This window comes from Peribacillus sp. NPDC097295 (assembly GCF_044761665.1).
Classification (GTDB): Bacteria; Bacillota; Bacilli; order Bacillales; family DSM-1321; genus Peribacillus.
Genome location: NZ_JBIWCW010000003.1, coordinates 354784 through 375112 on the forward strand (window position 1 = coordinate 354784; position 20329 = coordinate 375112).

At 41.1% G+C, this 20329-nt stretch carries 24 protein-coding genes; 15 read left to right on the forward strand and 9 right to left on the reverse strand.

The window, feature by feature from the left end; translation table 11 throughout:
• Nucleotides 1-513: 513 nt before the first annotated feature.
• The 4 genes from ACIQXN_RS08065 to ACIQXN_RS08080 form a co-directional block, all read right to left on the reverse strand.
• Entirely contained in the window at nucleotides 514-1401 is an 888-nt protein-coding gene (locus ACIQXN_RS08065) for a ClpXP adapter SpxH family protein (RefSeq protein ID WP_402964376.1), read from the reverse strand.
• Nucleotides 1398-1802 carry a globin domain-containing protein gene (locus tag ACIQXN_RS08070; RefSeq protein WP_402964379.1) on the reverse strand — a complete coding sequence of 135 codons (405 nt, stop codon included), beginning with the start codon at nucleotides 1800-1802 and terminating at the stop codon, nucleotides 1398-1400. Before ACIQXN_RS08070 ends, ACIQXN_RS08065 begins: the two co-directional genes overlap by 4 nt.
• Before the next feature lie 233 nt (nucleotides 1803-2035).
• A complete protein-coding gene (locus ACIQXN_RS08075; protein WP_402964382.1) occupies nucleotides 2036-2686 on the reverse strand; it encodes a lytic transglycosylase domain-containing protein in 651 nt (216 codons plus the stop codon).
• A 33-nt stretch (nucleotides 2687-2719) separates the two neighbouring features.
• Nucleotides 2720-3298, reverse strand: a complete 579-nt coding sequence (locus tag ACIQXN_RS08080; protein WP_402964385.1) for a CYTH domain-containing protein — start codon at nucleotides 3296-3298, stop codon at nucleotides 2720-2722.
• Nucleotides 3299-3610: 312 nt separating this feature from the next.
• Between ACIQXN_RS08080 and yjbM the strand changes: the two genes are divergently transcribed.
• Genes yjbM through ACIQXN_RS08095 form a run of 3 tightly spaced genes read left to right on the forward strand, consistent with a single transcriptional unit; the run spans nucleotide 3611 to nucleotide 6015 of the window.
• Nucleotides 3611-4231 carry a GTP diphosphokinase gene (gene yjbM / locus ACIQXN_RS08085; protein WP_402964388.1) on the forward strand — a complete coding sequence of 207 codons (621 nt, stop codon included), beginning with the start codon at nucleotides 3611-3613 and terminating at the stop codon, nucleotides 4229-4231.
• Nucleotides 4232-4282: 51 nt separating this feature from the next.
• Nucleotides 4283-5077, forward strand: coding sequence for an NAD kinase (locus ACIQXN_RS08090; protein ID WP_402964391.1), 795 nt, complete (start codon nucleotides 4283-4285; stop codon nucleotides 5075-5077).
• Nucleotides 5078-5094: 17 nt separating this feature from the next.
• Entirely contained in the window at nucleotides 5095-6015 is a 921-nt protein-coding gene (locus ACIQXN_RS08095) for an RluA family pseudouridine synthase (RefSeq protein ID WP_402964394.1), read from the forward strand.
• A gap of 47 nt (nucleotides 6016-6062) precedes the next feature.
• Here ACIQXN_RS08095 and prpE read toward each other — a convergent pair whose 3' ends face one another.
• The gene (gene prpE, locus ACIQXN_RS08100; protein ID WP_402964397.1) at nucleotides 6063-6806 is read right to left on the reverse strand and encodes a bis(5'-nucleosyl)-tetraphosphatase PrpE; all 744 of its coding nucleotides are present in this window, start codon (nucleotides 6804-6806) and stop codon (nucleotides 6063-6065) included.
• Between the two features lie 115 nt (nucleotides 6807-6921).
• Here prpE and mgtE point away from each other — a divergent pair, with 115 nt between their 5' ends.
• On the forward strand, nucleotides 6922-8286 hold the full coding sequence (gene mgtE / locus ACIQXN_RS08105) for a magnesium transporter (RefSeq protein ID WP_402964683.1): 1365 nt from the start codon (nucleotides 6922-6924) through the stop codon (nucleotides 8284-8286).
• 130 nt (nucleotides 8287-8416) lie between these two features.
• Nucleotides 8417-9190, forward strand: a complete 774-nt coding sequence (gene fabI / locus ACIQXN_RS08110) for an enoyl-ACP reductase FabI (protein WP_402964400.1) — start codon at nucleotides 8417-8419, stop codon at nucleotides 9188-9190.
• Between the two features lie 117 nt (nucleotides 9191-9307).
• Here the strand turns inward: fabI and ACIQXN_RS08115 are convergent, their stop codons facing one another.
• Genes ACIQXN_RS08115 through ACIQXN_RS08125 form a run of 3 tightly spaced genes read right to left on the reverse strand, consistent with a single transcriptional unit; the run spans nucleotide 9308 to nucleotide 13099 of the window.
• Nucleotides 9308-10486, reverse strand: a complete 1179-nt coding sequence (locus ACIQXN_RS08115; protein WP_402964403.1) for a Ger(x)C family spore germination protein — start codon at nucleotides 10484-10486, stop codon at nucleotides 9308-9310.
• A gap of 2 nt (nucleotides 10487-10488) precedes the next feature.
• Complete coding sequence (locus ACIQXN_RS08120) at nucleotides 10489-12006, reverse strand: spore germination protein (RefSeq protein WP_402964406.1); 1518 nt, start codon at nucleotides 12004-12006, stop codon at nucleotides 10489-10491.
• Entirely contained in the window at nucleotides 11966-13099 is a 1134-nt protein-coding gene (locus ACIQXN_RS08125) for a GerAB/ArcD/ProY family transporter (protein WP_402964409.1), read from the reverse strand. Before ACIQXN_RS08125 ends, ACIQXN_RS08120 begins: the two co-directional genes overlap by 41 nt.
• 218 nt (nucleotides 13100-13317) lie before the next feature.
• Here ACIQXN_RS08125 and ACIQXN_RS08130 point away from each other — a divergent pair, with 218 nt between their 5' ends.
• The 10 genes from ACIQXN_RS08130 (at nucleotide 13318) to spoVIF (ending at nucleotide 17911) form a co-directional block, all read left to right on the forward strand.
• Nucleotides 13318-13632, forward strand: coding sequence for a hypothetical protein (locus tag ACIQXN_RS08130; RefSeq protein ID WP_402964412.1), 315 nt, complete (start codon nucleotides 13318-13320; stop codon nucleotides 13630-13632).
• A gap of 11 nt (nucleotides 13633-13643) precedes the next feature.
• Complete coding sequence (locus ACIQXN_RS08135) at nucleotides 13644-14225, forward strand: hypothetical protein (protein ID WP_402964415.1); 582 nt, start codon at nucleotides 13644-13646, stop codon at nucleotides 14223-14225.
• 18 nt (nucleotides 14226-14243) lie between these two features.
• A complete protein-coding gene (locus ACIQXN_RS08140) occupies nucleotides 14244-14609 on the forward strand; it encodes a DUF1360 domain-containing protein (RefSeq protein WP_402964418.1) in 366 nt (121 codons plus the stop codon).
• Nucleotides 14610-14670: 61 nt separating this feature from the next.
• Nucleotides 14671-14796 (forward strand): hypothetical protein, encoded by a 126-nt coding sequence (locus ACIQXN_RS08145; RefSeq protein ID WP_402964421.1) that lies wholly within the window; start codon nucleotides 14671-14673, stop codon nucleotides 14794-14796.
• Between the two features lie 113 nt (nucleotides 14797-14909).
• Nucleotides 14910-15407, forward strand: a complete 498-nt coding sequence (locus ACIQXN_RS08150; RefSeq protein ID WP_402964424.1) for a YhcN/YlaJ family sporulation lipoprotein — start codon at nucleotides 14910-14912, stop codon at nucleotides 15405-15407.
• 18 nt (nucleotides 15408-15425) lie between these two features.
• On the forward strand, nucleotides 15426-15896 hold the full coding sequence (gene spoVAC, locus ACIQXN_RS08155) for a stage V sporulation protein AC (RefSeq protein WP_402964427.1): 471 nt from the start codon (nucleotides 15426-15428) through the stop codon (nucleotides 15894-15896).
• Nucleotides 15897-15899: 3 nt separating this feature from the next.
• On the forward strand, nucleotides 15900-16925 hold the full coding sequence (spoVAD, locus tag ACIQXN_RS08160; RefSeq protein ID WP_402964430.1) for a stage V sporulation protein AD: 1026 nt from the start codon (nucleotides 15900-15902) through the stop codon (nucleotides 16923-16925).
• A 16-nt stretch (nucleotides 16926-16941) separates the two neighbouring features.
• Nucleotides 16942-17298 (forward strand): stage V sporulation protein AE, encoded by a 357-nt coding sequence (spoVAE, locus tag ACIQXN_RS08165; protein WP_402964433.1) that lies wholly within the window; start codon nucleotides 16942-16944, stop codon nucleotides 17296-17298.
• A 106-nt stretch (nucleotides 17299-17404) separates the two neighbouring features.
• The gene (locus ACIQXN_RS08170; protein ID WP_402964436.1) at nucleotides 17405-17557 is read left to right on the forward strand and encodes a YjcZ family sporulation protein; all 153 of its coding nucleotides are present in this window, start codon (nucleotides 17405-17407) and stop codon (nucleotides 17555-17557) included.
• 99 nt (nucleotides 17558-17656) lie between these two features.
• The gene (spoVIF, locus tag ACIQXN_RS08175) at nucleotides 17657-17911 is read left to right on the forward strand and encodes a sporulation-specific transcription regulator SpoVIF (RefSeq protein WP_402964439.1); all 255 of its coding nucleotides are present in this window, start codon (nucleotides 17657-17659) and stop codon (nucleotides 17909-17911) included.
• A gap of 53 nt (nucleotides 17912-17964) precedes the next feature.
• On the opposite strand, the gene ACIQXN_RS08180 is transcribed toward spoVIF, so the two are convergent.
• Nucleotides 17965-20238: an ATP-dependent helicase gene (locus ACIQXN_RS08180; protein WP_402964442.1), complete on the reverse strand. Its 2274-nt coding sequence runs from the start codon at nucleotides 20236-20238 to the stop codon at nucleotides 17965-17967.
• Between the last annotated feature and the right edge of the window lie 91 nt (nucleotides 20239-20329).

The following is a 20329-nucleotide window of genomic DNA, read 5'->3' on the forward strand; positions in this document are numbered from 1 at the left end:
GAAGGTTTTGTTAAGGATAGTTACTTTGGAACGAACATGAAATATTTTACTTGTGAACAATTTGTGAAATAAAACACAAAGTGTTGAAATGCATTTCACATTTCTGATATATTACTTACATGAAGTAAATCACATCCAAACTTATACCCCTTTGTTTGATCGTGAAGATTTCTCCATCCCCTTTGTTCGTATAAATATATAAAAAACCCGGAAAATTCCCCAATTTTCCGGGTTTTTTAGTATAGCGAATGTATAATATGTCCAATTCGGAAATTGCAAAAAAATAAAAAAAATATCGCCTTTTGATAAATAATGAACATATTGTGAACATATGAACAAAGTGGTTGTAATAAAGGTAGAATATCTGTTATATTACTATATGAAGTGAATCACACCAAACTTATACCCCTTTGTTTGATCGTGAAATTTCTCCCATCCCCTTTGTTCGTATAAATAGAATGAAGAAAAACCCGGCAAATTCCCCAATTTGCCGGGTTTTTTATATGCATTCGATTACTTCTCTATATACCTCCAAAATGTACCGTACTTAGCAGGGATTTTTTCTGCTACCTGTTTCAAAACGAGTTTTTTCATTTCTAGCTCGACGGTATTCTTGCTCATATTGTAGACTGTTTCGATTTCTTTGGTGGCGACTAGTTTAAAGTAACTCATAAATTCTTCGAGAGAAGGTGGTGCGGCTGGTTCAGGGAGACCATTCAATATGTCTCTTAAAATTTGTACATATACCTCATAGGCATAAACGCCAGATACCTTTATGCCTTCTTCTTCAATATTCTGATTGAAGAATACGAGGGAAGGTATTTCGGTCACTTCCATTTCACTTGTAATCTTCATGTCACACTGAAAGCCTTTGGCCGCACTGGAAGAATTTATATCTTGAAGGAATTCCTCGATATCTAATCCTACGGTTTTGGCACATTCGGTTAAGACCATGATGTCCGAAATATCTCGTTTTCCAATGAATACATACTCTTGGAGTTGTCTCAAGAAACGAATGGCCAGTTTCCTGCCCTGAAGTTCTGCGGCTTTAATGGCAATGGAGGCAGCATAGGGTGAAGAAATGGGATTCTCGGTCCATAAACTGCCATCACACGACATTCCAGAACGGCTGGCTGTCTTTTCCCATACCTGAGCTATGTTTTCATAACTTTTTGGATTTCCTATATTTAGAGAATTAATCTTTCCACTTAAAACATGGCGTAAGCTGAATAACTGGCCATATTCTACCTGTAGTTTCCTTATGATCGGTTCAAGTCCCCAGCATTCGGGGCAAAGTGGATCAACAAAAACATAAATTTCTAATGGCTTTTTTCCTATATCATAACAATGTTGTGTTTTTATCCAATCGGAAATATTGAAAACTGGTTTATGTGCGCTCAACTGTCTTCTCCTTTCCCGTCTATACCGGATGTATTGATCATATGTTGGGCGGTCAAATGGAGGCGATGATAGAAAAATTCGCGAATTTCACCTTCAAGACCGATTTCGTCCATAGCGTGATACATGCAGGAAAGCCATGCTTTTGCACGATCAGGTGTAATTTCAAAAGGTATATGTCGAGCCCGCAACATAGGGTGACCGTGTTCCTCGGTGTAAAGGGAGGGCCCACCTAAATATTGAGTCATAAACTGTTTTTGTTTACGGACTGTTTCGGATAAGTCGTCAGGAAAAATCGGTTGCAGTTCCGGATGTTGACTAACGTTGGAGTAAAATACATCAATTAACCTGTGTAATTGCCCTTCTCCAATTGATTCATATGGTGTAGGGTTCTCTTTCATCATGTTGATTACTCCTTTAAAAGAAAGATGTTTGATATTTAATCATATTTTAACAATCGTGTACCCATATAACAAATATCTAGCTTGAATATACTTCACATCTGTATTATTACACAGTTATAGGGGGACAAAAAGAAGTTTTCATATGGATGGATTTCATGGAGAGGGAACTTTGATAGACAAGATGAGCCTAAAAAAATAGCCGACCCCGTGTGATTTAGGGTCGGCTTGGGGTTTTAGCCCATATAGTTTTTAAACACCTTTTGAACGTAATTTTGCGTTTCTGAAAAAGGTGGGATGCCATTATACTTATCGACATTACCAGGACCGGCATTATAAGCGGCCAAGGCCATTTCAACGTCACCGTTATACCGGGAGAGCATTTGGCTTAAGTATTTACTGCCACCCATGATATTTTGTTTGGGATCGGTTACATCGTCCACTCCCAGGCTTCTTGCGGTAGCAGGCATCAACTGCATGAGCCCTGCTGCGCCGGCATAGCTTTTGGCGGAAGGGTTGAAGTTAGATTCCTGTTTAATCACGGATTTAATCAGTTTTTCCGGAAGGTTGTATAAGGTAGCAGCCTCGCTGATCATATCATCAAAGTTCGTGACGGTTTCGCTTGTTTGTTTGGTAGTGACAGCGGCTGTCGACGGATTGAGTGAAGTTAATGCGTTAGGTTGAAGCATGGACTGTGCCTCGGTTTCGACGGTGGAAAGTAGGGATCCCAATGATTGCGACGTATTTTCAAGAGTATCGCTCGACATGATTCCTGTCAGCATCTCTTGAAACATGGATCGCGATGAAGTTGTATTGGTGATATTGCCTGTCGAGAATTGCTGTATGGCTTGCAAATCCATTAATGTCCTAAAGTCTTGAATTTTCACGTTGTTCCACCTCCATATAAGATTTGGACGGAATTACTCACTGAATTTTGCCCGATAGAATCTCTTTACTTTATTTTCGGTTTCTCGTACCGGGATTTGAAGCGATTCCAGGAGATTTAAAAACTTTTTTTGCCCCCCCTCAAAATCGGTAACTTCATATTCGAGCTCGTAATCTTCTTGTCCCATATATGAGCTATGATCTAAAACAAGCAAACCTCCTTGAAACGGGAATTCCGAACGGTCCGTCTGTAACGTTCCGAAACAGGTGAAATCGTCTGGATTCAGGTCGCTTTTCATAATCAGGTTACGGACAGGCCCTTCAGGGAAGATTCCTTCTTTTAAGAAGGAATGGGCCATTTCCCCTGAAATAGTCTGATTGGTTTCCAAGAGGCCCTCGCTTGCAGGTTGCTTTAACGTTAATTCGTGCTGATTATTTTTTTTCCGGATACGGAGGGCTGAGTTTTGACTTTTTAAACTGAAATTCGCTGTATCGAAATAATGATTTTGCTGAGTATGGAAGGTGGATGGGTCAATGTGGAAATGATCGATCAGCTGGCTGAATTCCTTTTCATTCAAAAGATTTTTAAATTCAATCTCGATATGTTGATTCATGGATTATCCCTCTTTAGCAGTTATTTTATATTAATCATATAAGAACCATTTCGGCTGTCAAATCGAATTTAATAATTTTTCATTATCGTACTTGATTATTTAGGAATCAATTGCTGAATATGATAAAATATAAACATTGAGCATGAGTGATTGGTTCAGAATTTATCAACGTTAAAATTATACATATTTATATAATAAATATTGGGGAGAAGCAGTTTTCAGGACTGCTTGGAGGATCTCATAAGAAGATTCGAATCGTCCTGCCCATACCAGAGTTGAACAGGCGTTTCGAAAGAAGTGGGTGGTGTGGCAATGGAGAGTTGGGACGATTTTTTAGCGCCTTATATACAGGCCGTTGAAGAATTAAAGGTTAAATTAAAGGGTTTAAGGAAACAGTTTGAAAGAGAAAATATTCATTCTCCGATTGAATTCGTAACGGGCAGGGTGAAGCCGACCGACAGCATATTGGATAAGGCAAGTCAGAAGGACATTCCCATCGATAAGTTGGGAGAAGAGATACAGGATATCGCAGGCCTTCGGATGATGTGCCAGTTCGTCGATGATATTGCGCAGGTTGTTGATCTTTTGAGAAGCCGCAATGATTTCGAGATTGTTGAGGAGAGAAATTACATCTCCCATAAAAAAGCAAGTGGTTACCGTTCCTATCATGTTGTAATCCGCTATCCCGTCCAGACCATTCATGGCGAGAAAAACATACTAGCCGAGATTCAAATCAGGACCTTGGCAATGAACTTTTGGGCGACGATCGAACACTCGTTAAATTATAAATATAAAGGGGCTTTCCCCGAAGATATACAATTACGATTGAAACGGGCTGCTGAGGCCGCTTTCCTACTTGATGCAGAAATGTCACAAATTCGGACGGAAATTCAGGAGGCACAGCGTCTTTTTTCAAGAAAAAAGGATTCATGAGACCTTTAAGGGTAAAGAAGGAAGAAACCAAAATGAGTTAGGTGGTATTGTATGAAATTTGCGATTACTTCAAAGGGAGATGCAAAATCCAATACGTTAATGCAAAGGATGAGAACGTATCTCCAAGACTTTCAATTGGATTATGATGAAGATCAGCCAGATATAGTCATTTCAGTCGGCGGTGACGGTACACTGTTATATGCTTTTCACCGTTATAAGAACCGACTCGATAAGACTGCCTTTGTCGGTGTGCATACAGGGCACCTTGGATTTTATGCGGATTGGACCCCGGATGAAATTGAAAAATTAGTGATAGCTTTAGCAAAAACTCCTTTTCAAATTGTCGAATACCCACTGCTGGAAACGATTGTCCGCTATCAGCATGGAGGACGGGAAACGAGATTTTTGTCCTTGAATGAGTCGACTGTCAAGAGTGTTGAAGGCACGTTAGTCATGGATGTGGAAATTCGTGGACAGCACTTTGAAACATTCCGGGGTGATGGACTATGCATTGCTACCCCTTCAGGGAGCACCGCTTATAACAAAGCTCTTGGAGGGGCAATTGTCCATCCTTCGATTGATGCCATCCAGATTACGGAATTGGCGTCGATCAATAATCGGGTATTTAGGACGGTTGGCTCGCCACTTTTGCTGCCTGGACATCATACTTGTATGTTCCGGCCCGTCAATGCCGTCAATTTCCAAATCACGATTGACCACTTAACACTCCTACAAGAAGATGTGAAGTCCATTCAATGCCGTGTAGCGGATGAAAAGATCCGTTTCGCAAGATTTCGTCCGTTTCCTTTCTGGAAAAGGGTCCATGATTCATTCATTGCCAATTAAGGAGCTAATGTTACGATATGTCTAATCAAAAATTTTCTTTAACTTGGTCGGTTGCTGAAGAGGATTCTGGTTCTTTATTGCGAGAGTTCCTCAGCAAATACGATATCTCAAAACGGGCGTTAACGGATATTAAATTTAAAGGCGGGTATATCTTGGTCAATGGTCTTGAAGTGACAGTGAGGGAACGGATAAAAATGGGTGATAACATCACGGTCATCTTTCCACCTGAACAAGGAAGTGAAGGGCTTTTGCCTGAGGACATCCCCCTTCAGATCCGTTATGAAGACGATTTTGTGTTAGTCATAGTGAAGCCACATTCCATGAACACCATTCCTTCTCGTGAACACCCGAATGGCAGTCTGGCCAATGCATTGGCAGGATATTATAAGAAAATGAATATACAGGCGACGATCCATATCGTGACAAGGCTTGATCGAGACACATCGGGATTGGTCTTGGTTGCCAAGCATAGGCATATTCATCACCTTTTATGTGAACAGCAAAAATTGGGTCAAGTGAAACGGCGCTATCAAGCTGTGGCGGAAGGGCGTATTGGGGCTTCAGGAAAAGTAGAGGTGCCCATCGGCCGGAAATCGACAAGTATAATTGAACGTGAAGTGCGGGATGACGGCCGTTATGCTTGCACTCTTTTTGACGTCCAAGCCCGTACTGAAGATCATACTGTCCTTAATCTGGAACTCTTAACGGGAAGGACCCATCAAATCAGGGTGCATATGGCTTATATCGGACACCCGCTTGCAGGGGATGACCTATATGGGGGACACCGAGATAGGATTGACCGACAGGCCCTCCATTGCTATGAGTTGAAATTCCTACATCCTTTTACTAAAAAGACACTGAAATTCCAGGAAGAGCTACCACTGGATATGTCGGTTCTGCTAGAAGGGAATACGAGTGAAACAGTGTGCTGTGAATAAGAAAAATGAAACCAAAAAAACTCACCAAAACCGGCGAGTTTTTTTGGTTAGTCAAAAGAAGTCCTGAATTTCTCTGCTATATAAGGTAAAGAAGAGGGCACGCTCTGCAACGCCATTTCTGGGTAACGAAGGGCAGTGAGCTTACCGCCAAAGACACAGCCGGTATCGATGTTGTATGTATGATTGACACATCTAGCTTCTGGGACCGGGGTATGACCGTATACAATCCAGGCTTTCCCTTTGTAGGCTTGGGCCCAGTCCCTTCTGACCGGTGAGCCGTCTGGATGCTTGGCACCATTTATGTCGCCATACAGGACAAAGGTTTTTACCTTATTGCCATATTGACCGATGAGGTCGTTACGAATGCCGGCATGGGCAATAATTAAACGGCCTTCATCGATTAATTGATATAGAGGGGATTGTTCATACAACTCCATGAACTGCTTTCGGACTTTCTTTTGTTCTCGGTTACCCAAAGTTTGATATTCGGCTACGGTAGTCTCCAGTCCATGGGATATTTGCACCTTGTTTCCTGAAAAATACCGATACAGTTTATTACAGTGATTCCCTGGTGCATAAAGTGCAACCTTATTCTTGATCACCAATTCATAGACAACTTCAATGACATGGAGTGACTCAGGACCACGGTCAGTCAAATCACCCACAAATCCTAGGATTCTTCCGTGGGGATGGACTGGAATGCCGCTATCCCAGCTATATCCCATTTGCATCGTCAAATTCTTGAATTCAGTGAAGCAACCGTGAATGTCCCCGATGATATCGATCTTCATACTTCACGTCCTTTGTTTGTTTTATTTATATTTATGGTATTAGTATAGTATTATTTCAAAAAATAATATATTAAGTACAAAAAAATATGTTATGGGAGGTGTACCCTTGGAAGAAATGCAGGAGAGAGAAATCAATAAACAGAATAAAGAGCTGTTGGTTAAAGCTCTAGAAAGAGAAGACATAGATCAATTCCGTACAGAGTTCCTCGATATGCATCCATATGATCAAGCCCAATTTTATACGAGCTTAAAGGATGAGTACCGGCCTGTTGTGTATACTTTTTTATCACCGGAAGAAATGGCGGATCTTTTTGAAAACATTGAAATAGATGAAGAAGAATATGAAAACCTGTTAGCTGAAATGAATCCTACCTATGCAGCAGATATGCTTTCCCATATGTACGCAGATGACGCGGCTGATGTTTTAAACGAGATTAACGATGAACAAGCCGTTAGCTATTTGACGATTATGGATGACGAGGCAGCCAGTGAGATACAAGAACTTCTTCATTATGAAGAGTCGACTGCCGGAAGCATCATGACGACTGAATTCATTGCAATCGAGGCAAGTGAAACAGCGCGTTCTGCCATGCAAATTTTAAAAAGGGAAGCACCGCAAGCGGAGACTATTTATTATGTATTTGTTACGGATCAAGAGAAAAAGTTACTGGGTGTTTTATCTCTCCGGACTTTAATCATAGCGGAAGAAAGTGCTCTAATTGGTGATTTGATGGATGAACGGGTTGTTTCCGTCCCTGTAACCGAGGATCAAGAAGAGGTGGCCCGTAAGATAAGGGACTACAATTTTCTCGCCGTACCGGTTGTCGATTTCCAAAATCGTTTATTGGGAATCATTACGGTAGATGATATCATTGATGTCATGGACGAAGAAGCATCGGATGATTACTCTAAATTAGCGGGTGTATCCGATCTTGACCATGTTGATAAGAGCGCTTTTTCCGCTGCGAAAAAACGGTTGCCATGGTTGGTGATCCTTCTGTTCCTCGGATTATTGACAGCTAGCCTTATTGGAAGATTTGAAGAGACACTCAGCCAGAAAGCTATTCTAGCCGTGTTTATCCCGTTGATTGGTGGGATGGCAGGGAATACAGGGACACAAGCTCTTGCAGTCGCCATACGAGGAATTGCGACAGGTGACTTGGAAGAGGAAAGTAAATGGAAATTAATTATTCGGGAGGCAGGGACTGGTTTTATCACTGGTTTGACATGTGGTATCGTCATCACTGGTATTGTCTACTTTTGGAAGCACGATTTCATGTTAGGATTATTGGTTGGTATTTCCATTTTTATTACATTGATCGTTGCGACACTTGCAGGGTCATTGGTTCCGCTGTTCATGCATAAAATGAAAATCGACCCAGCCGTTGCGTCGGGTCCTTTCATCACCACCATCAACGATATCATCAGTATCCTCATCTATTTCGGGTTGGCCACATTATTGATGGGCTATTTATTGTAAGCGAAGGAGAAAGACTTTCGCTTACTTCTTTCTAAAATGAGAAAACGGTATTTTTCTTTCCTGATATTTGGTATACTAAAATTAGTATCAGGTACTAATAACTTGTAACAAAATAGGAGGTCACATACGCATGACTTTTTCATTAAAAGGAAAAACGTTTGTTATTATGGGTGTTGCCAATAAAAGAAGCATTGCTTGGGGAGTTGCCCGTTCCTTACATAAAGCGGGGGCCAAGCTAATTTTTACATATGGGAAAGAACGTACAGAGAAAAGTGTCAAGGAGTTGTCTTCCACTTTGGACGGGGAACCCGCAATCATCCTGCAATGCGATGTAACGAAAGACGAAGATATCGAGAAATGCTTTGCAGACATTAAAGAAAAGGTAGGCGTCATTCATGGTGTCGCACATTGTATAGCCTTTGCCAATAAGGAAGAGCTGGATGGGGATTTCGTCGATACAAGCCGTGAAGGGTTCTTGCTTGCTCACAACATTAGTTCCTTCTCGTTAACCGCTGTAGCTAAAGCGGCGAAAGAGATCATGCCCGAAGGTGGTAGCATTGTCACAATGACCTACCTTGGCGGTGAGCGGGTCATGCCGAATTATAATGTCATGGGTGTGGCTAAAGCTTCGCTTGAGGCGAATGTACGTTACTTATCCAGTGATCTAGGCAAGGATAACATTCGTGTCAATGCGATATCCGCTGGCCCGATCCGTACGCTATCAGCCAAAGGTGTACGTGACTTCAATACAATTTTGAAGAAAATCGAGGAAGAAGCGCCGCTTCGCCGGACAACAACCCCGGAGGAAGTCGGAGATACTGCAGTTTTCTTATTCAGTGATATGTCACGCGGAATCACTGGTGAAAATATTCATGTGGATTCAGGGTACCATGTCATCGGATGATAAAAAGGGGGCGGTCAAACAGACAATTTCATCTATTGACGCCCCATTTAACCAGGATGCTTAAAGGCATTCTGGTTATTTATTTGCTTATGATTGCTACATGGATGAAAAATTTTATTAATCTTTATGCCCCTTATCCTCTTGGTTTTCAAAAATTGGTGTCAATTTATCCTTTCCGGTATCTTGGAATTGTACTTCAATCTTGATCGATTTAATCGTGTCATCCTCTAATGGAATATCCCCATTTTTTTGAATTTCCTTCCACTTTTTAATGTCTTTTCGGTAAAGGATTTCGGAAAACCTGTACAGGTCCACTTTTTTTTCTTGCGTGTATTGATAGGTATACCTGATTTCCTTTTTGAGGATTCGTTTTAATTCTTTTTCATATTCTTTAGATGATGTATCCTTTTGCATCGTCTCGATACTAGCTTTAAGCTTCATTTTTATATGGAAACGCACCTTTCCATCTTTCTCTATAACAGGTGTCATCTTCGTCTTTTTTTCGTAAACGATAACAGAAGTATCTCGTTTTGTTCCCGGGAAAAGCGTAACACTATCACGAACAAAGTTTTTATTTACTAATCTTCCGCCTTTCATCACACGGGTAGGAAGAATGGTTTTAATCTTATTTTCTGAAATGATTGCAATGCTATCCAACAGCAAATCTTTCTTTTTTTCTTTCTGGCCGCTCCATTGATTTGTAATTTTTAGGAAGGGAATGGGTACAAAATAAGATGGTTCGTCCATATCAATGATAATTTCCCGCAAATCTATGGGGGGGATGAATGAGCTTTGCTTATAGTTTCCCTCTGGGTCACTTAATTTAGAAAATGCTAGTGATATGTTTTCAATTGGTGAAACTAACATGGCTTCTTCAATGGATCCCTTCGTCATATAAAAGTAAATGCGATACCGAGTTTCACGATAACGGTCTAGAAAATCCACTGTTTTTTTGAATCCCCCTGCTTTAAGGGCTTCATCCGAAAAAATGACAAAAGAGAGATGGCCCCAATAAACGCGTCGATCTGATGTATGATATAAATCGAATATTGCTTCTTCTAGTGTATCTCCAGTTCCGACACCCACATCACTCGCATTTGAAGAACTAGGATCACCCCCCGCTTCGGTTTTAGCGAGCCCTTGTAAATTGATGATTTGAAGGTGGATAACGACCTTGCCGTTTTTATAATCGATTCCTACTCCATGGGCATATACGAGCCGTTCCGGTTCATTAGAATCCCAACATCCAGAAAGAATGATGACAAGCACCAGTACTGGGATGAACTTGTACTTCATTATTATTCATCATCGCCTTTCCTCGTAGAGTCTTTAGTAGCGATGATGGTTGGCCTTCTTTTATCGGAAGTGGGGGGGACCCTTAAAAGAGTTTTAAAGATATTGGTTGGGCTCAAGTTAGCGGTCACTTCAAGGTAAGGGACACCTAAAATCCGAATATTACTCACGTAAGCACATAAAAATAGAGCGAGAAGGAAAAATGCGAATAGTCCTAAAAAGGACGCCGAAGCAATCGAGACAAGCCGGATCAAACTGATGACTCCTATGATTGATTGGTTAACGAGTGTGAAGGTGGCTACGGCTGAACCTGCAATCACGACTAGCATGGCTGGGCTGGTTAAACCGGATCGGATGGCTGCGTCCCCGATGATCAAGGCGCCCAGCACACTTAAAGTCGGTCCAATTGAACTTGGAAGGCGCATACCTGCTTCTTTGAATATTTCAAACACGATGACCATGATTATGGCCTCCAAGGCTGTAGGAAGCGGTAATCCACGCCTGGATTCAACGACAGTGGCAAGAAGGATCAAGGGAAGCTGGTCTTGATGGAACGTAGTTATGGCAACCCAAAAGCCTGGTAAAAGCGCAGCGACAAAGATCCCGAAGATGCGAAGTCCCCTTTCAAAGGAAGCATAGGTCGACGTATATTCATTATCTTCCGAGGTCTTTAAGATGATAAAAAGGTTAATAGGGGTGATCATGGTGTACGCAACCCCATCAATGAGCAACAATAATCTCCCTTTCAACAGGCACTGTACAGCAAAATCTGGCTTCCCCGAATAGTGATGTCTCGGAAAAAGGATTGCGGGTTTTTCCTCTATCAATTCCATGAATTGATTACCGCTATAGATTCCATCTACATCGAGGGATTCGATATTTTTGGAAAGTTGATTGACCATATCGGGGTCTGAAATATCCTCCATATATAAAAGGGCTATTTTGGTCCGAGTACGTCTACCGACTTCAAAGTGCTTCACACTTAAGGAATTGGTGCGCATCCGCTTTCGTATCAAAGCGACATTGATGGATAAATCTTCAATGAAATTATCCCTTGGTCCTTTAATCGTGACTTCTGCTGAAGTTTCCTCGGGACTGCGTTGCGGTCGGTTCGCAATATTGGAAGATAATAATCGGTTGGTACCTAATACATGGATGATCAATTTCCCCGAGTATATGTCGGCGAATAACTGTTCCTTTGTATTCAGCTCCGTTAATTGAGGGAGGTGAAGGGAAGACTTCAAGTCCTCGACAGTGACCTTTCCTTTTTCGAATTTCTGAAAAAAGAGAGTTAATCTTTCGAATACAAGATTATTCAATAATTCATTGTCGATTAGCCCCTCACAGCCAATCAGTGTGACTTTAACAGGTGCATCGTCACGATATAAAGTAGTTTGAAAGAAAACATCCTCGGAATTACGGAAAACCTCTTTCAAGTACTCTTCATCTGTACGAAGGGGTTCTTTGGACACCGAGGGTTGGTCAATCGGATTGGATGCTTGCTTTTTCTTTTTGTTGAACATCTGATGTGGTCCTCCTTTTTCTTCGGTTTTTGAAAAATATGAAAAGGCTCAGCAGAATGGATACCATAAAAAAGTAATAGAAAGTTCCAGGCATGACAAAAGTTTTAATGATGAAGAATAGATTGATATCACTGATCCTGAATGAATTGGAAATGATTAATATCAGGGAAAAAGTGATGAGTAGAATCGTTTTATTCCGTTTCTTTTTAATGGAAAGCACCTCAAGCGCCAGAAATAATAAAAAGGAAACCCTTACGAAAGCACCCGTTAACCATTGGTAAATGGACAGGAAGTCAACGTGTTCGATGAAGCGACCTAAGGTGACTAACCCCCATTGCTCGAATGCGGGGTATTTTTGCCTGGCAGCTTCCTTCGGTCCAAACTCAGTAATTGAGCCGATGAGAGGTCCGAGTATGAGTAATGTAAGTATCAAGGCATTGAAGAAAAAAACCTTGAATTTTAACGGACCATGAATTTTTTGCTGCATGAACAAAAGGACGATCATTTCTATTAGGCCGGACAAAGGATAGATAATGCCGGAAAAAACTGGCCTCCACCCATGTTCAAGAACAGGTCTTAATAGCGAATAATCTTTAAATTGAATATTCGTGAAGGCCACAAATAATCCGAACAAGATAACTGCTGTCAAAACGAAGGTATTGACGATGGCGATCGTTTGTATGTTTGTATTTGCGAGAAAAAAGCATAATCCCGTGAATAGGATGATTTCCATAATGGGCGGGGTAACCGGCAAGTAGGATACTTTGGTCCATACCACCATCTCCTTTAATGAGACTGCCGCCAATATGACGAAAAGAGTGCTTAGAGAGATGGAGAAGATTTTCCCAGGAATCTTGCCCACGTTCATTTCGACCCATTTGGAAATGTTCTCATGGTCTGTTGCTTTATGAATATAGGATAAAAGCACACACCAACCCAAGATGAGGAAAAAGGAAATGAGGACAGTGATCCAGCCATCCCTCTTAGCGGCTGGTAATAAATGAGGGAGGATCGTTACATGATTTTTTAAACCGACTGCCGTCATGATGATCAAAGATAATTGCACGGTGGATATTTTCCCATTTTTACTCATCTTCATAGACTCCTTCACCTATCAATATTCGTTTAGTTATCTCCATTTCATTCCTTATTATCCAGTGGCAGATCATTATCCAATTTTGTTAAGGACGATATAGCACAAGCATAAAAAAAATCGTATTTCATATAGATGATACATAGAGCGAATATTGAAAAAGTGGCAGAAACCTCTGTTGAAACCATTGGTTAAATGAATGAAGGGGGAGAAGGAATATGGACGTTAAAAAACTGCGTCTTTCTTATACCGATGGGGTACAAACCAAACAAACTACGTCAGTTAAGGCTTTAAACCATATCAGCAAAAGTGGAAGCAACTTATACAGTACGGAGGAAAAGGTTGAGTTATTGGGGCGTCTGCCTGCCTTTGCTCCAAAACCGGTTTGTAAATTCATCATCGATGGCCAGACTCTTTTCGGTAAGTTGGAGCATAAACAAGAAACTAATCTTTTTATCAGGCATAAATTTGGTAAAAAGGTCGTCAAATATCATATAGAGCAGCTTCAGTCCGTGGATATCCTGAAATATTAAGGAGGATTGGCATGTCGGATAATATAAATGATAAAAAATCAAAACCTCTATTATATGTTGATCAGGTGGAAGTGAAGGCACAAAGAGGGAATATGCAAAGTGATTACCGGACGAAGAAAGGAAAAAATGCCGAATCAAAAAAAACTGATTTGATGGTAGATAACCAAAAGGTTGAACCGACAGAAAAGACGGAAAAGATAGAAAAGATCAAACATGAATTTGGTGTATACGATGCGATGAAAGAAATAGAATCGGAAATAAGCGAAATAAAAAAACTCACGAATCAATACTCACCTGAACAAGCCCCCGTAGAAAATTCCGAAGAAAATCTCGAAAATCCTGCACAGGAAAAGAAAAAAACCAAAAAGAAAAGAAAGGTGGAAAAGGTTTCGACAAGCGAAATCATTACGCGTCTTTCCAATCATAAAGGGTATCCAAAGCCTGTTTGCGAGGCAGTCATACATGGTGAAACGGTTAAGTTTCAAGTAATGGGAATGAGGGGGGAATCAGTAAAAATCAAAAGGGGGAATCATATTCGATTCGTCAGGTTGCCGGATATCCTAAATGCTAAAGTTATCGAAGATTCCAATTAGTGAAGGAGCAGAATACACATGTTTCTCTCGCAGTCTGAGTTTACAATCGTCCTTCTGTTAGGTTTAGCTTCTTTCAGGCTGACCCGTTTAATCGTTTTTGATAAAATAACCGAGCCTTTGCGTCGGCCTTTCTTTAAAGAAATAGAAGAAAAGAATGAAGAAGGGATTTCAGAAATTTTTTTAGTTCCACAAGATAAGGGACTGCGTGGGTGGGTCGGACAATTGCTGAGTTGTTTTTGGTGTGTAGGTGTTTGGTCCAGTCTCTTCTTGGTCCTTCTATATCTTGAACGTGTGTTCATGGGGGAAGTTCTGATTTTAATCCTTGCAGTAGCCGCTATTGGATCCATAATCGAGGTAATTATCAGCAGAATTTTGGATATTTGACGGAGTACAACTTGTCTTTTTTATCATATAGTATGGTATAGATGGTAAAGGAGGGTCACAAATGAATAACAAACAGAACCCATGGCAGTATGCCGTTAAACCAATCAAGAAAGACCAGCCAATTAAAATTAAGAAGGACTGTGGCTGCAATAAAAGTAACAAGAATAAAAACAATAGAGCATATTAAGTAAAGAAACCTTTCCAATCTGGAAAGGTTTTTTCATTTCCTAATCCTACCATTCATAAAAATGGGATAAAACAAGAAGATAATAATAGACCGTTAAATTAGGATGTGATTCTATGTTCAGAAAACGAAGATTTATACATGTAAGCTGCATGTCTTTTTTAACCGCCTTGTTGTTATTGACAGGCTGCAGTAGTAAAGAAGATGGGAAAACAGAAGGGTTAGCTTTAATCAAGCGGACGAATCCTGAACCGATGGACATCATCTATGGGGAAGATCAAGAAAATGAGAAAGGTGTCATTTCAAAAGTCAAGGAGATGGTGAGTTCAGAAGATGCTATTTACGATGTGATTGTTGTGAAAAATGGAAAAAAAATCATCGTTGCTTATAAAGTTAAGCATCTACAACGTTTTCACATGAAAAAAATTGATAAAAATGTAACGAAAAAATTGGAAGACAAGTATCCAAAGTATACATTCATCATTTCCAGCGATTATAAAATCTTTCTGGAATCAGTAAGGTTGGACGAACTGCTTAAGGAAAAGGATGTCCCAGAAAAAAAGGCGAAAAAGAAGTTCAAGGAAATAGTGGAACTTCATAAAGAACTTATATAGAAGGTGAGGTTCAAGATTATGAGCGGCAAGGATAAGACGACCCCTCAGCAGGAAGAATATCAACAACTTCAAGGCAAGCATGAAATCAAAAGGCCAGTCTTTACAAATTGTCTGAAAGCTTTTTTTGTCGGAGGCATTTTCTGTGCGGTTGGACAAGCCATTTCTTATTTCTATATTTATTTCTTTAATTTTACGGAACAGACAGTGGGCAGTCCAACTACTGCGACTATGGTATTTCTTGCTCTTTTAATGACGGGCTTCGGATTTTATGACCGAATCGGGCAGTTTGCGGGAGCTGGAAGTGCCGTTCCTGTTACAGGATTCGGAAACGCCGTCATCTCGGCAGCCATTGAGCACCGTACTGAGGGATTTGTTCTCGGTGTTGGAGCCAATATGTTCAAATTGGCGGGATCCGTCATTCTATTTGGTGTATTTTCTGCTTTCGTCGTGGCTTTGATCAAAACGATTTTACAGATGATAGGAGGATGACCAATGTTAAAAGGGAAACAAACGTGGACGTTCGCTAATAGACCTATCATTTTGGGTACGGGGGTAACAGGAGGACCTTTTGAAGCAAACGGTGATATTCCAGGTGACTTTGATATTCTGTATAGCGATTTATGGATGGAGCAGGATTCATATGAGAAAGCTCATCGTCATCTGTTGGAAAAAGCAATGGAGATTGCATTGGAAAGAGGGAAAATTAAAAAGGAAGACGTACAGTTTCTCTTGGCAGGTGATTTAATCAACCAACTCACTCCGACCAGCCTAGCTGCCAGGAGCAATGGAATTCCGTACTTTGGTCTGTTTGGTGCCTGCTCTACCTCTATGGAGGGCCTTGCACTGGCTGCTTTCATCACAAATTATGGAGGGGCAGACTATATACTGACGGGTGCTTCGAGCCATAATGCAGCTGTTGAGAAACAATTCCGCTATCCGACGGAGTATGGGGGACAAAAACCTCCCACCGCTCAATGGACGATAACGGGTGCTGGAGTTGCGTTGGTGACTCCCAATGGTACAAGGCAGGAGGCATACCCTCATATCGTTTCCGCCACCATTGGGAGAGTCATTGACATGGGGTTAAAGGATCCTTTCAATATGGGTGGAGCCATGGCTCCAGCTGCAGTAGATACCATTTTATCTCATTTTGAGGATACGGGGCTAACTCCTGATGATTACGATTTAATCGTCACTGGAGACTTAGGAAAGATAGGAAGGTCGACCGCATTGGATCTGTTAGCGGAAAAAGGATGTAGGATCAACCAGGAAAAATTCAAGGATTGCGGACTGATAGTTTATAAAGAAGATCAGCCTGTTTTAGCAGGCGGCAGTGGTGCTGGTTGCTCCGCCGTAGTGTTATATGGACATTTGTTTAATGAGATGAGTCAGGGAAAATATAAACGAATTCTGATGGTGGCGACAGGGGCATTATTATCACCGTTAACGGTTCAGCAAAAAGAAACCATTCCATGCATTGCTCATGCGGTGGCCATTGAGTATGGGACCAATGCATGATAAAGGAGAGATTTAGATGTTAGCAATGTTTTTTTGGGCCTTTGTCATCGGAGGTTTAATTTGTGTCATCGGTCAGTTATTATTTGATGTGGCTAAGCTGACACCGGCGCATACATTGAGCTTATTCGTAGTCATTGGAGCCATATTAGGTGGGTTTGAATTATATGAACCGCTTGTAGACTTTGCAGGTGCCGGAGCGACCATTCCCATTGTTTCCTTTGGAAATTCCCTTGTGAACGGAGCGATGTTAGAAGCTGATAAGCATGGGATTGTCGGGGTCCTAACGGGCATGTTTGAAATCACAAGTTCTGGGATTTCAGCGGCCATCATCTTCGGATTTATCGGGGCATTGGTATTTAGACCGAAAGGGTGAAGCCCTTCAAAAGAAATAGGCATGGCGATTAGGACATGGCCTATACATAATGTCCCACCCTACATATAGTATCAGTAAGCTCAATTTGAGAGCGAGGTGATAGTATATGTTTGGTTATGGTGGCTACGGATGTGGCGGTTGTAATGAAGGCTATGGATATGGCGGGGGCGGTTACAGTGGCGGCGGTTATGGCTCCACGTTTGTCTTGATCGTTGTATTGTTCATCCTACTAGTTATTGTAGGGGCTTCTTTCTGCTAGAAGTAATTGGGATAGGCTTAAGCCTATCCCTTTTTTTATGGTCCCTGCACAAATTCCGGATTCCCCCATAAGATAGATACAGAAAAGGAGGGGCTTAGCATGGATAATAATTTGTTTAAAAACATAGAAGGAAGAACGGGAGTAAACATGAAGGATGTAATGGAATTGGCGAACTCCCTACAAGGTGCCAATTTTAAAGATGAAGCGACGGTTAGGACTATCATTAAACGGGTTTCTCAAATCGCTAATAAACCCGTCAATAAGGAAATGGAAGACAAAATCGTACATTCTATCGTTGCAGAGGGAAATAAACTGGATTTCGGGACGATTTCCAATATGATGAATAAAAAATAATAAAGAAAACAGGAGCCTAAAGTAAATGGGGGCTCCTGTTTTCTTTGGTATCGCTAAAAATTCAAGAACCGTGACGGCTGGGCTGTCCGTCCACGTCTCGTTTGTGGTACCGAGAGATAAAGGTTCTTTTTGGCCCTGGTCGCGGCCACATAGAGTAATCTTCTTTCCTCTTCAAGTGGGTCAAGATCGCCCTTTCGGTATGAATCCAGGGCAAAATCATGAGGGATGCTGCCGTCAACAGCGGCCAGGACATAAACGGACTGGTATTCAAGGCCCTTAGAACGGTGGATCGTCGTGAGCTGTATGGCATCTTTAAAGTGCTTGGACAGCTGTTTTACTTCCTGAACCATGGCCGTCATATGATCGACATGGTCCAGGAAGGCAGCGACGGTTGGGAACCGATTTGCGGCCACCTTCAAATCACGAATATCATCCGAACCCTTTTCAAGATTTGCTTCATTTCCCCGTTTTTTTACATACTCCTGATACCCCAAATCCTTTTCGATGATTTCTATGGCTACAAGGGGAGACATGGTTTTAATAGAACGGATTTGCGCAGGTATCGCCTTTAGCTTTCGTTCCTGAAAGGCATGACCCGTTTTCACAAAGGCAAATGCGTCAATGAAATCACAATCTTGCAGGATGGTTTGTGCTTTTAATTCCTGTAAGACACCTTGCCTTAAAAACAAGGAAGAAAGGACGTCTGAAGCTGCCTTGCTATCCTGAGGATGCAGGCTTAACCGCATGAACGCAAGCATGCCATGGATGACCCGGCGTTCATAAAAGGAATCGGCATCCTTTTCAATCACGAAGGGCAAATTGGAAGAAGCTAACCTTTCAAAAATGGCACGCGACATCGTATGCGTTCTATAAAGGATGGCAAAGTCACCAGGATTGGCGCCTTTGGAAATCTTTTCTTGAATGTCAGTAACGATCATCGTCGCTTCTAACTCTTCATCATACGGATAAAATAATACGGCTGGGTTTCCCTGATTATGCTGGGCACGCATCGTTTTATCCATCCGGTGCTGATTTCGTTTTATCATTCGGTTTGCTGTCGCAACGATCTCATGGGAGGAACGATAATTTTCGGTCAACTTCACAATTTGGGAACCAGGGAAATCATGTTTGAAATTCAGTATATATTTCGGATCACTACCACGGAATGAATAGATGGCCTGATCGTCATCTCCGACCGCACAAACATTTTTTGTTTCCGCAGAAAGGAGTTTTATCAATTCATATTGAACTTTATTAATATCCTGGAACTCGTCCACTAAAAAATAGCGGAACCGTTGCTGATATTTGAGTAACGATTCAGGGTGGCTTTTCAAATATACATAACAACCGACTAGCATATCATCGAAATCGTATTTGCTTGTTTGTTCTTTATAGGCTTCGTATTTTTTATATAAGAATAGACAGGATTTCTCCCAATCATCATTCGGTTTGACATCATCCGGAAAGATTAATGAGTTTTTCCAAAGCCCGATTTGCTGAAGGGCCTGATCATAGGCGAATTCCTTTTCATCAAGCTCCAATTCCCGACCAGCTTGTTTCAATATTTTTTCTTTTTCCCAATTCCACTTCAACAAGAATTCCCGTTGCCATTTTGCAGGTTCATGAAAGATCAGGATTTTATAAAAAATGCTGTGGAAAGTACCACTAACAATTTGAGAGACGAGGGAAGGGGTCATATAAGGATAGCTGATTAGCCGTTGTTGCATTTCCTTGGCAGATTTGGCTGTAAAGGTTACAAGCATGATGCTTTTTGGATTAATTTTTTCGACAGTTAGCATATAGGCAGTCCGTACCGTCAATACTCTGGTCTTGCCACTTCCTGCCCCGGATAAAACAAGAACGGGGCCTTCAATCGTTTTGGCCGCCTTTAACTGTTCATCATCCAGTATTACCCCGTTAGAAGATAGCTCCTGAAAGTAGGGGTCCTTTTGTTCAGTGCTGACGGATGTTTTATTTAAAAAGGGAGAATTGCCTGTAATGGTCCTACTTTTTAAAAATGGTTCGATGACTGGCTTTGTTTCTGTAATCGTTCGTGATTTAGGCATCTTGAATCCGTTTCGTTCCATGTATTCTAAAGGTTTAGTCTCATTTTTTTGTATAAAACTTGGCATTTCACAAGCAGTTCGTGAAGGGTCACTGTGATAAAAATAAGGTGTTTCATGAATCCCAATGAATAATTTCACGGATTTATCACATATGACACAAGAAAGCTGATCACGTTTTCCTTTTTCAAAAAGTGTCTGCAGCTCACTAGCCGAAACAGTAAGTAGATGTACGATTTCATTTCCTGATTTAGCTTGATTCATATAAATGGATACCTCAAATCTATTAAAAAATATCGGCAATCTCCATTTTACCAGAGAAATAGAAAAAAAGAATGTGAAAAAGATGTTTCAT

What these genes read in the sequence shown, in the direction of transcription:
- spoVAE (WP_402964433.1), top strand. Translation starts at nt 16,942, where the DNA reads ATGTTAGCAATGTTTTTTTGGGCCTTTGTCATCGGAGGTTTAATTTGT.
- ACIQXN_RS08120 (WP_402964406.1), bottom strand. Translation starts at nt 12,006, where the DNA reads ATGTTCAACAAAAAGAAAAAGCAAGCATCCAATCCGATTGACCAACCC.
- ACIQXN_RS08130 (WP_402964412.1), top strand. Translation starts at nt 13,318, where the DNA reads ATGGACGTTAAAAAACTGCGTCTTTCTTATACCGATGGGGTACAAACC.
- ACIQXN_RS08125 (WP_402964409.1), bottom strand. Translation starts at nt 13,099, where the DNA reads ATGAGTAAAAATGGGAAAATATCCACCGTGCAATTATCTTTGATCATC.
- ACIQXN_RS08170 (WP_402964436.1), top strand. Translation starts at nt 17,405, where the DNA reads ATGTTTGGTTATGGTGGCTACGGATGTGGCGGTTGTAATGAAGGCTAT.
- ACIQXN_RS08090 (WP_402964391.1), top strand. Translation starts at nt 4,283, where the DNA reads ATGAAATTTGCGATTACTTCAAAGGGAGATGCAAAATCCAATACGTTA.
- ACIQXN_RS08150 (WP_402964424.1), top strand. Translation starts at nt 14,910, where the DNA reads ATGTTCAGAAAACGAAGATTTATACATGTAAGCTGCATGTCTTTTTTA.
- yjbM (WP_402964388.1), top strand. Translation starts at nt 3,611, where the DNA reads ATGGAGAGTTGGGACGATTTTTTAGCGCCTTATATACAGGCCGTTGAA.
- ACIQXN_RS08140 (WP_402964418.1), top strand. Translation starts at nt 14,244, where the DNA reads ATGTTTCTCTCGCAGTCTGAGTTTACAATCGTCCTTCTGTTAGGTTTA.
- fabI (WP_402964400.1), top strand. Translation starts at nt 8,417, where the DNA reads ATGACTTTTTCATTAAAAGGAAAAACGTTTGTTATTATGGGTGTTGCC.
- ACIQXN_RS08095 (WP_402964394.1), top strand. Translation starts at nt 5,095, where the DNA reads ATGTCTAATCAAAAATTTTCTTTAACTTGGTCGGTTGCTGAAGAGGAT.
- mgtE (WP_402964683.1), top strand. Translation starts at nt 6,922, where the DNA reads ATGCAGGAGAGAGAAATCAATAAACAGAATAAAGAGCTGTTGGTTAAA.
- ACIQXN_RS08180 (WP_402964442.1), bottom strand. Translation starts at nt 20,238, where the DNA reads ATGAATCAAGCTAAATCAGGAAATGAAATCGTACATCTACTTACTGTT.
- ACIQXN_RS08115 (WP_402964403.1), bottom strand. Translation starts at nt 10,486, where the DNA reads ATGAAGTACAAGTTCATCCCAGTACTGGTGCTTGTCATCATTCTTTCT.
- ACIQXN_RS08135 (WP_402964415.1), top strand. Translation starts at nt 13,644, where the DNA reads ATGTCGGATAATATAAATGATAAAAAATCAAAACCTCTATTATATGTT.
- ACIQXN_RS08080 (WP_402964385.1), bottom strand. Translation starts at nt 3,298, where the DNA reads ATGAATCAACATATCGAGATTGAATTTAAAAATCTTTTGAATGAAAAG.
- ACIQXN_RS08145 (WP_402964421.1), top strand. Translation starts at nt 14,671, where the DNA reads ATGAATAACAAACAGAACCCATGGCAGTATGCCGTTAAACCAATCAAG.
- ACIQXN_RS08070 (WP_402964379.1), bottom strand. Translation starts at nt 1,802, where the DNA reads ATGATGAAAGAGAACCCTACACCATATGAATCAATTGGAGAAGGGCAA.
- prpE (WP_402964397.1), bottom strand. Translation starts at nt 6,806, where the DNA reads ATGAAGATCGATATCATCGGGGACATTCACGGTTGCTTCACTGAATTC.
- spoVIF (WP_402964439.1), top strand. Translation starts at nt 17,657, where the DNA reads ATGGATAATAATTTGTTTAAAAACATAGAAGGAAGAACGGGAGTAAAC.
- spoVAC (WP_402964427.1), top strand. Translation starts at nt 15,426, where the DNA reads ATGAGCGGCAAGGATAAGACGACCCCTCAGCAGGAAGAATATCAACAA.
- spoVAD (WP_402964430.1), top strand. Translation starts at nt 15,900, where the DNA reads ATGTTAAAAGGGAAACAAACGTGGACGTTCGCTAATAGACCTATCATT.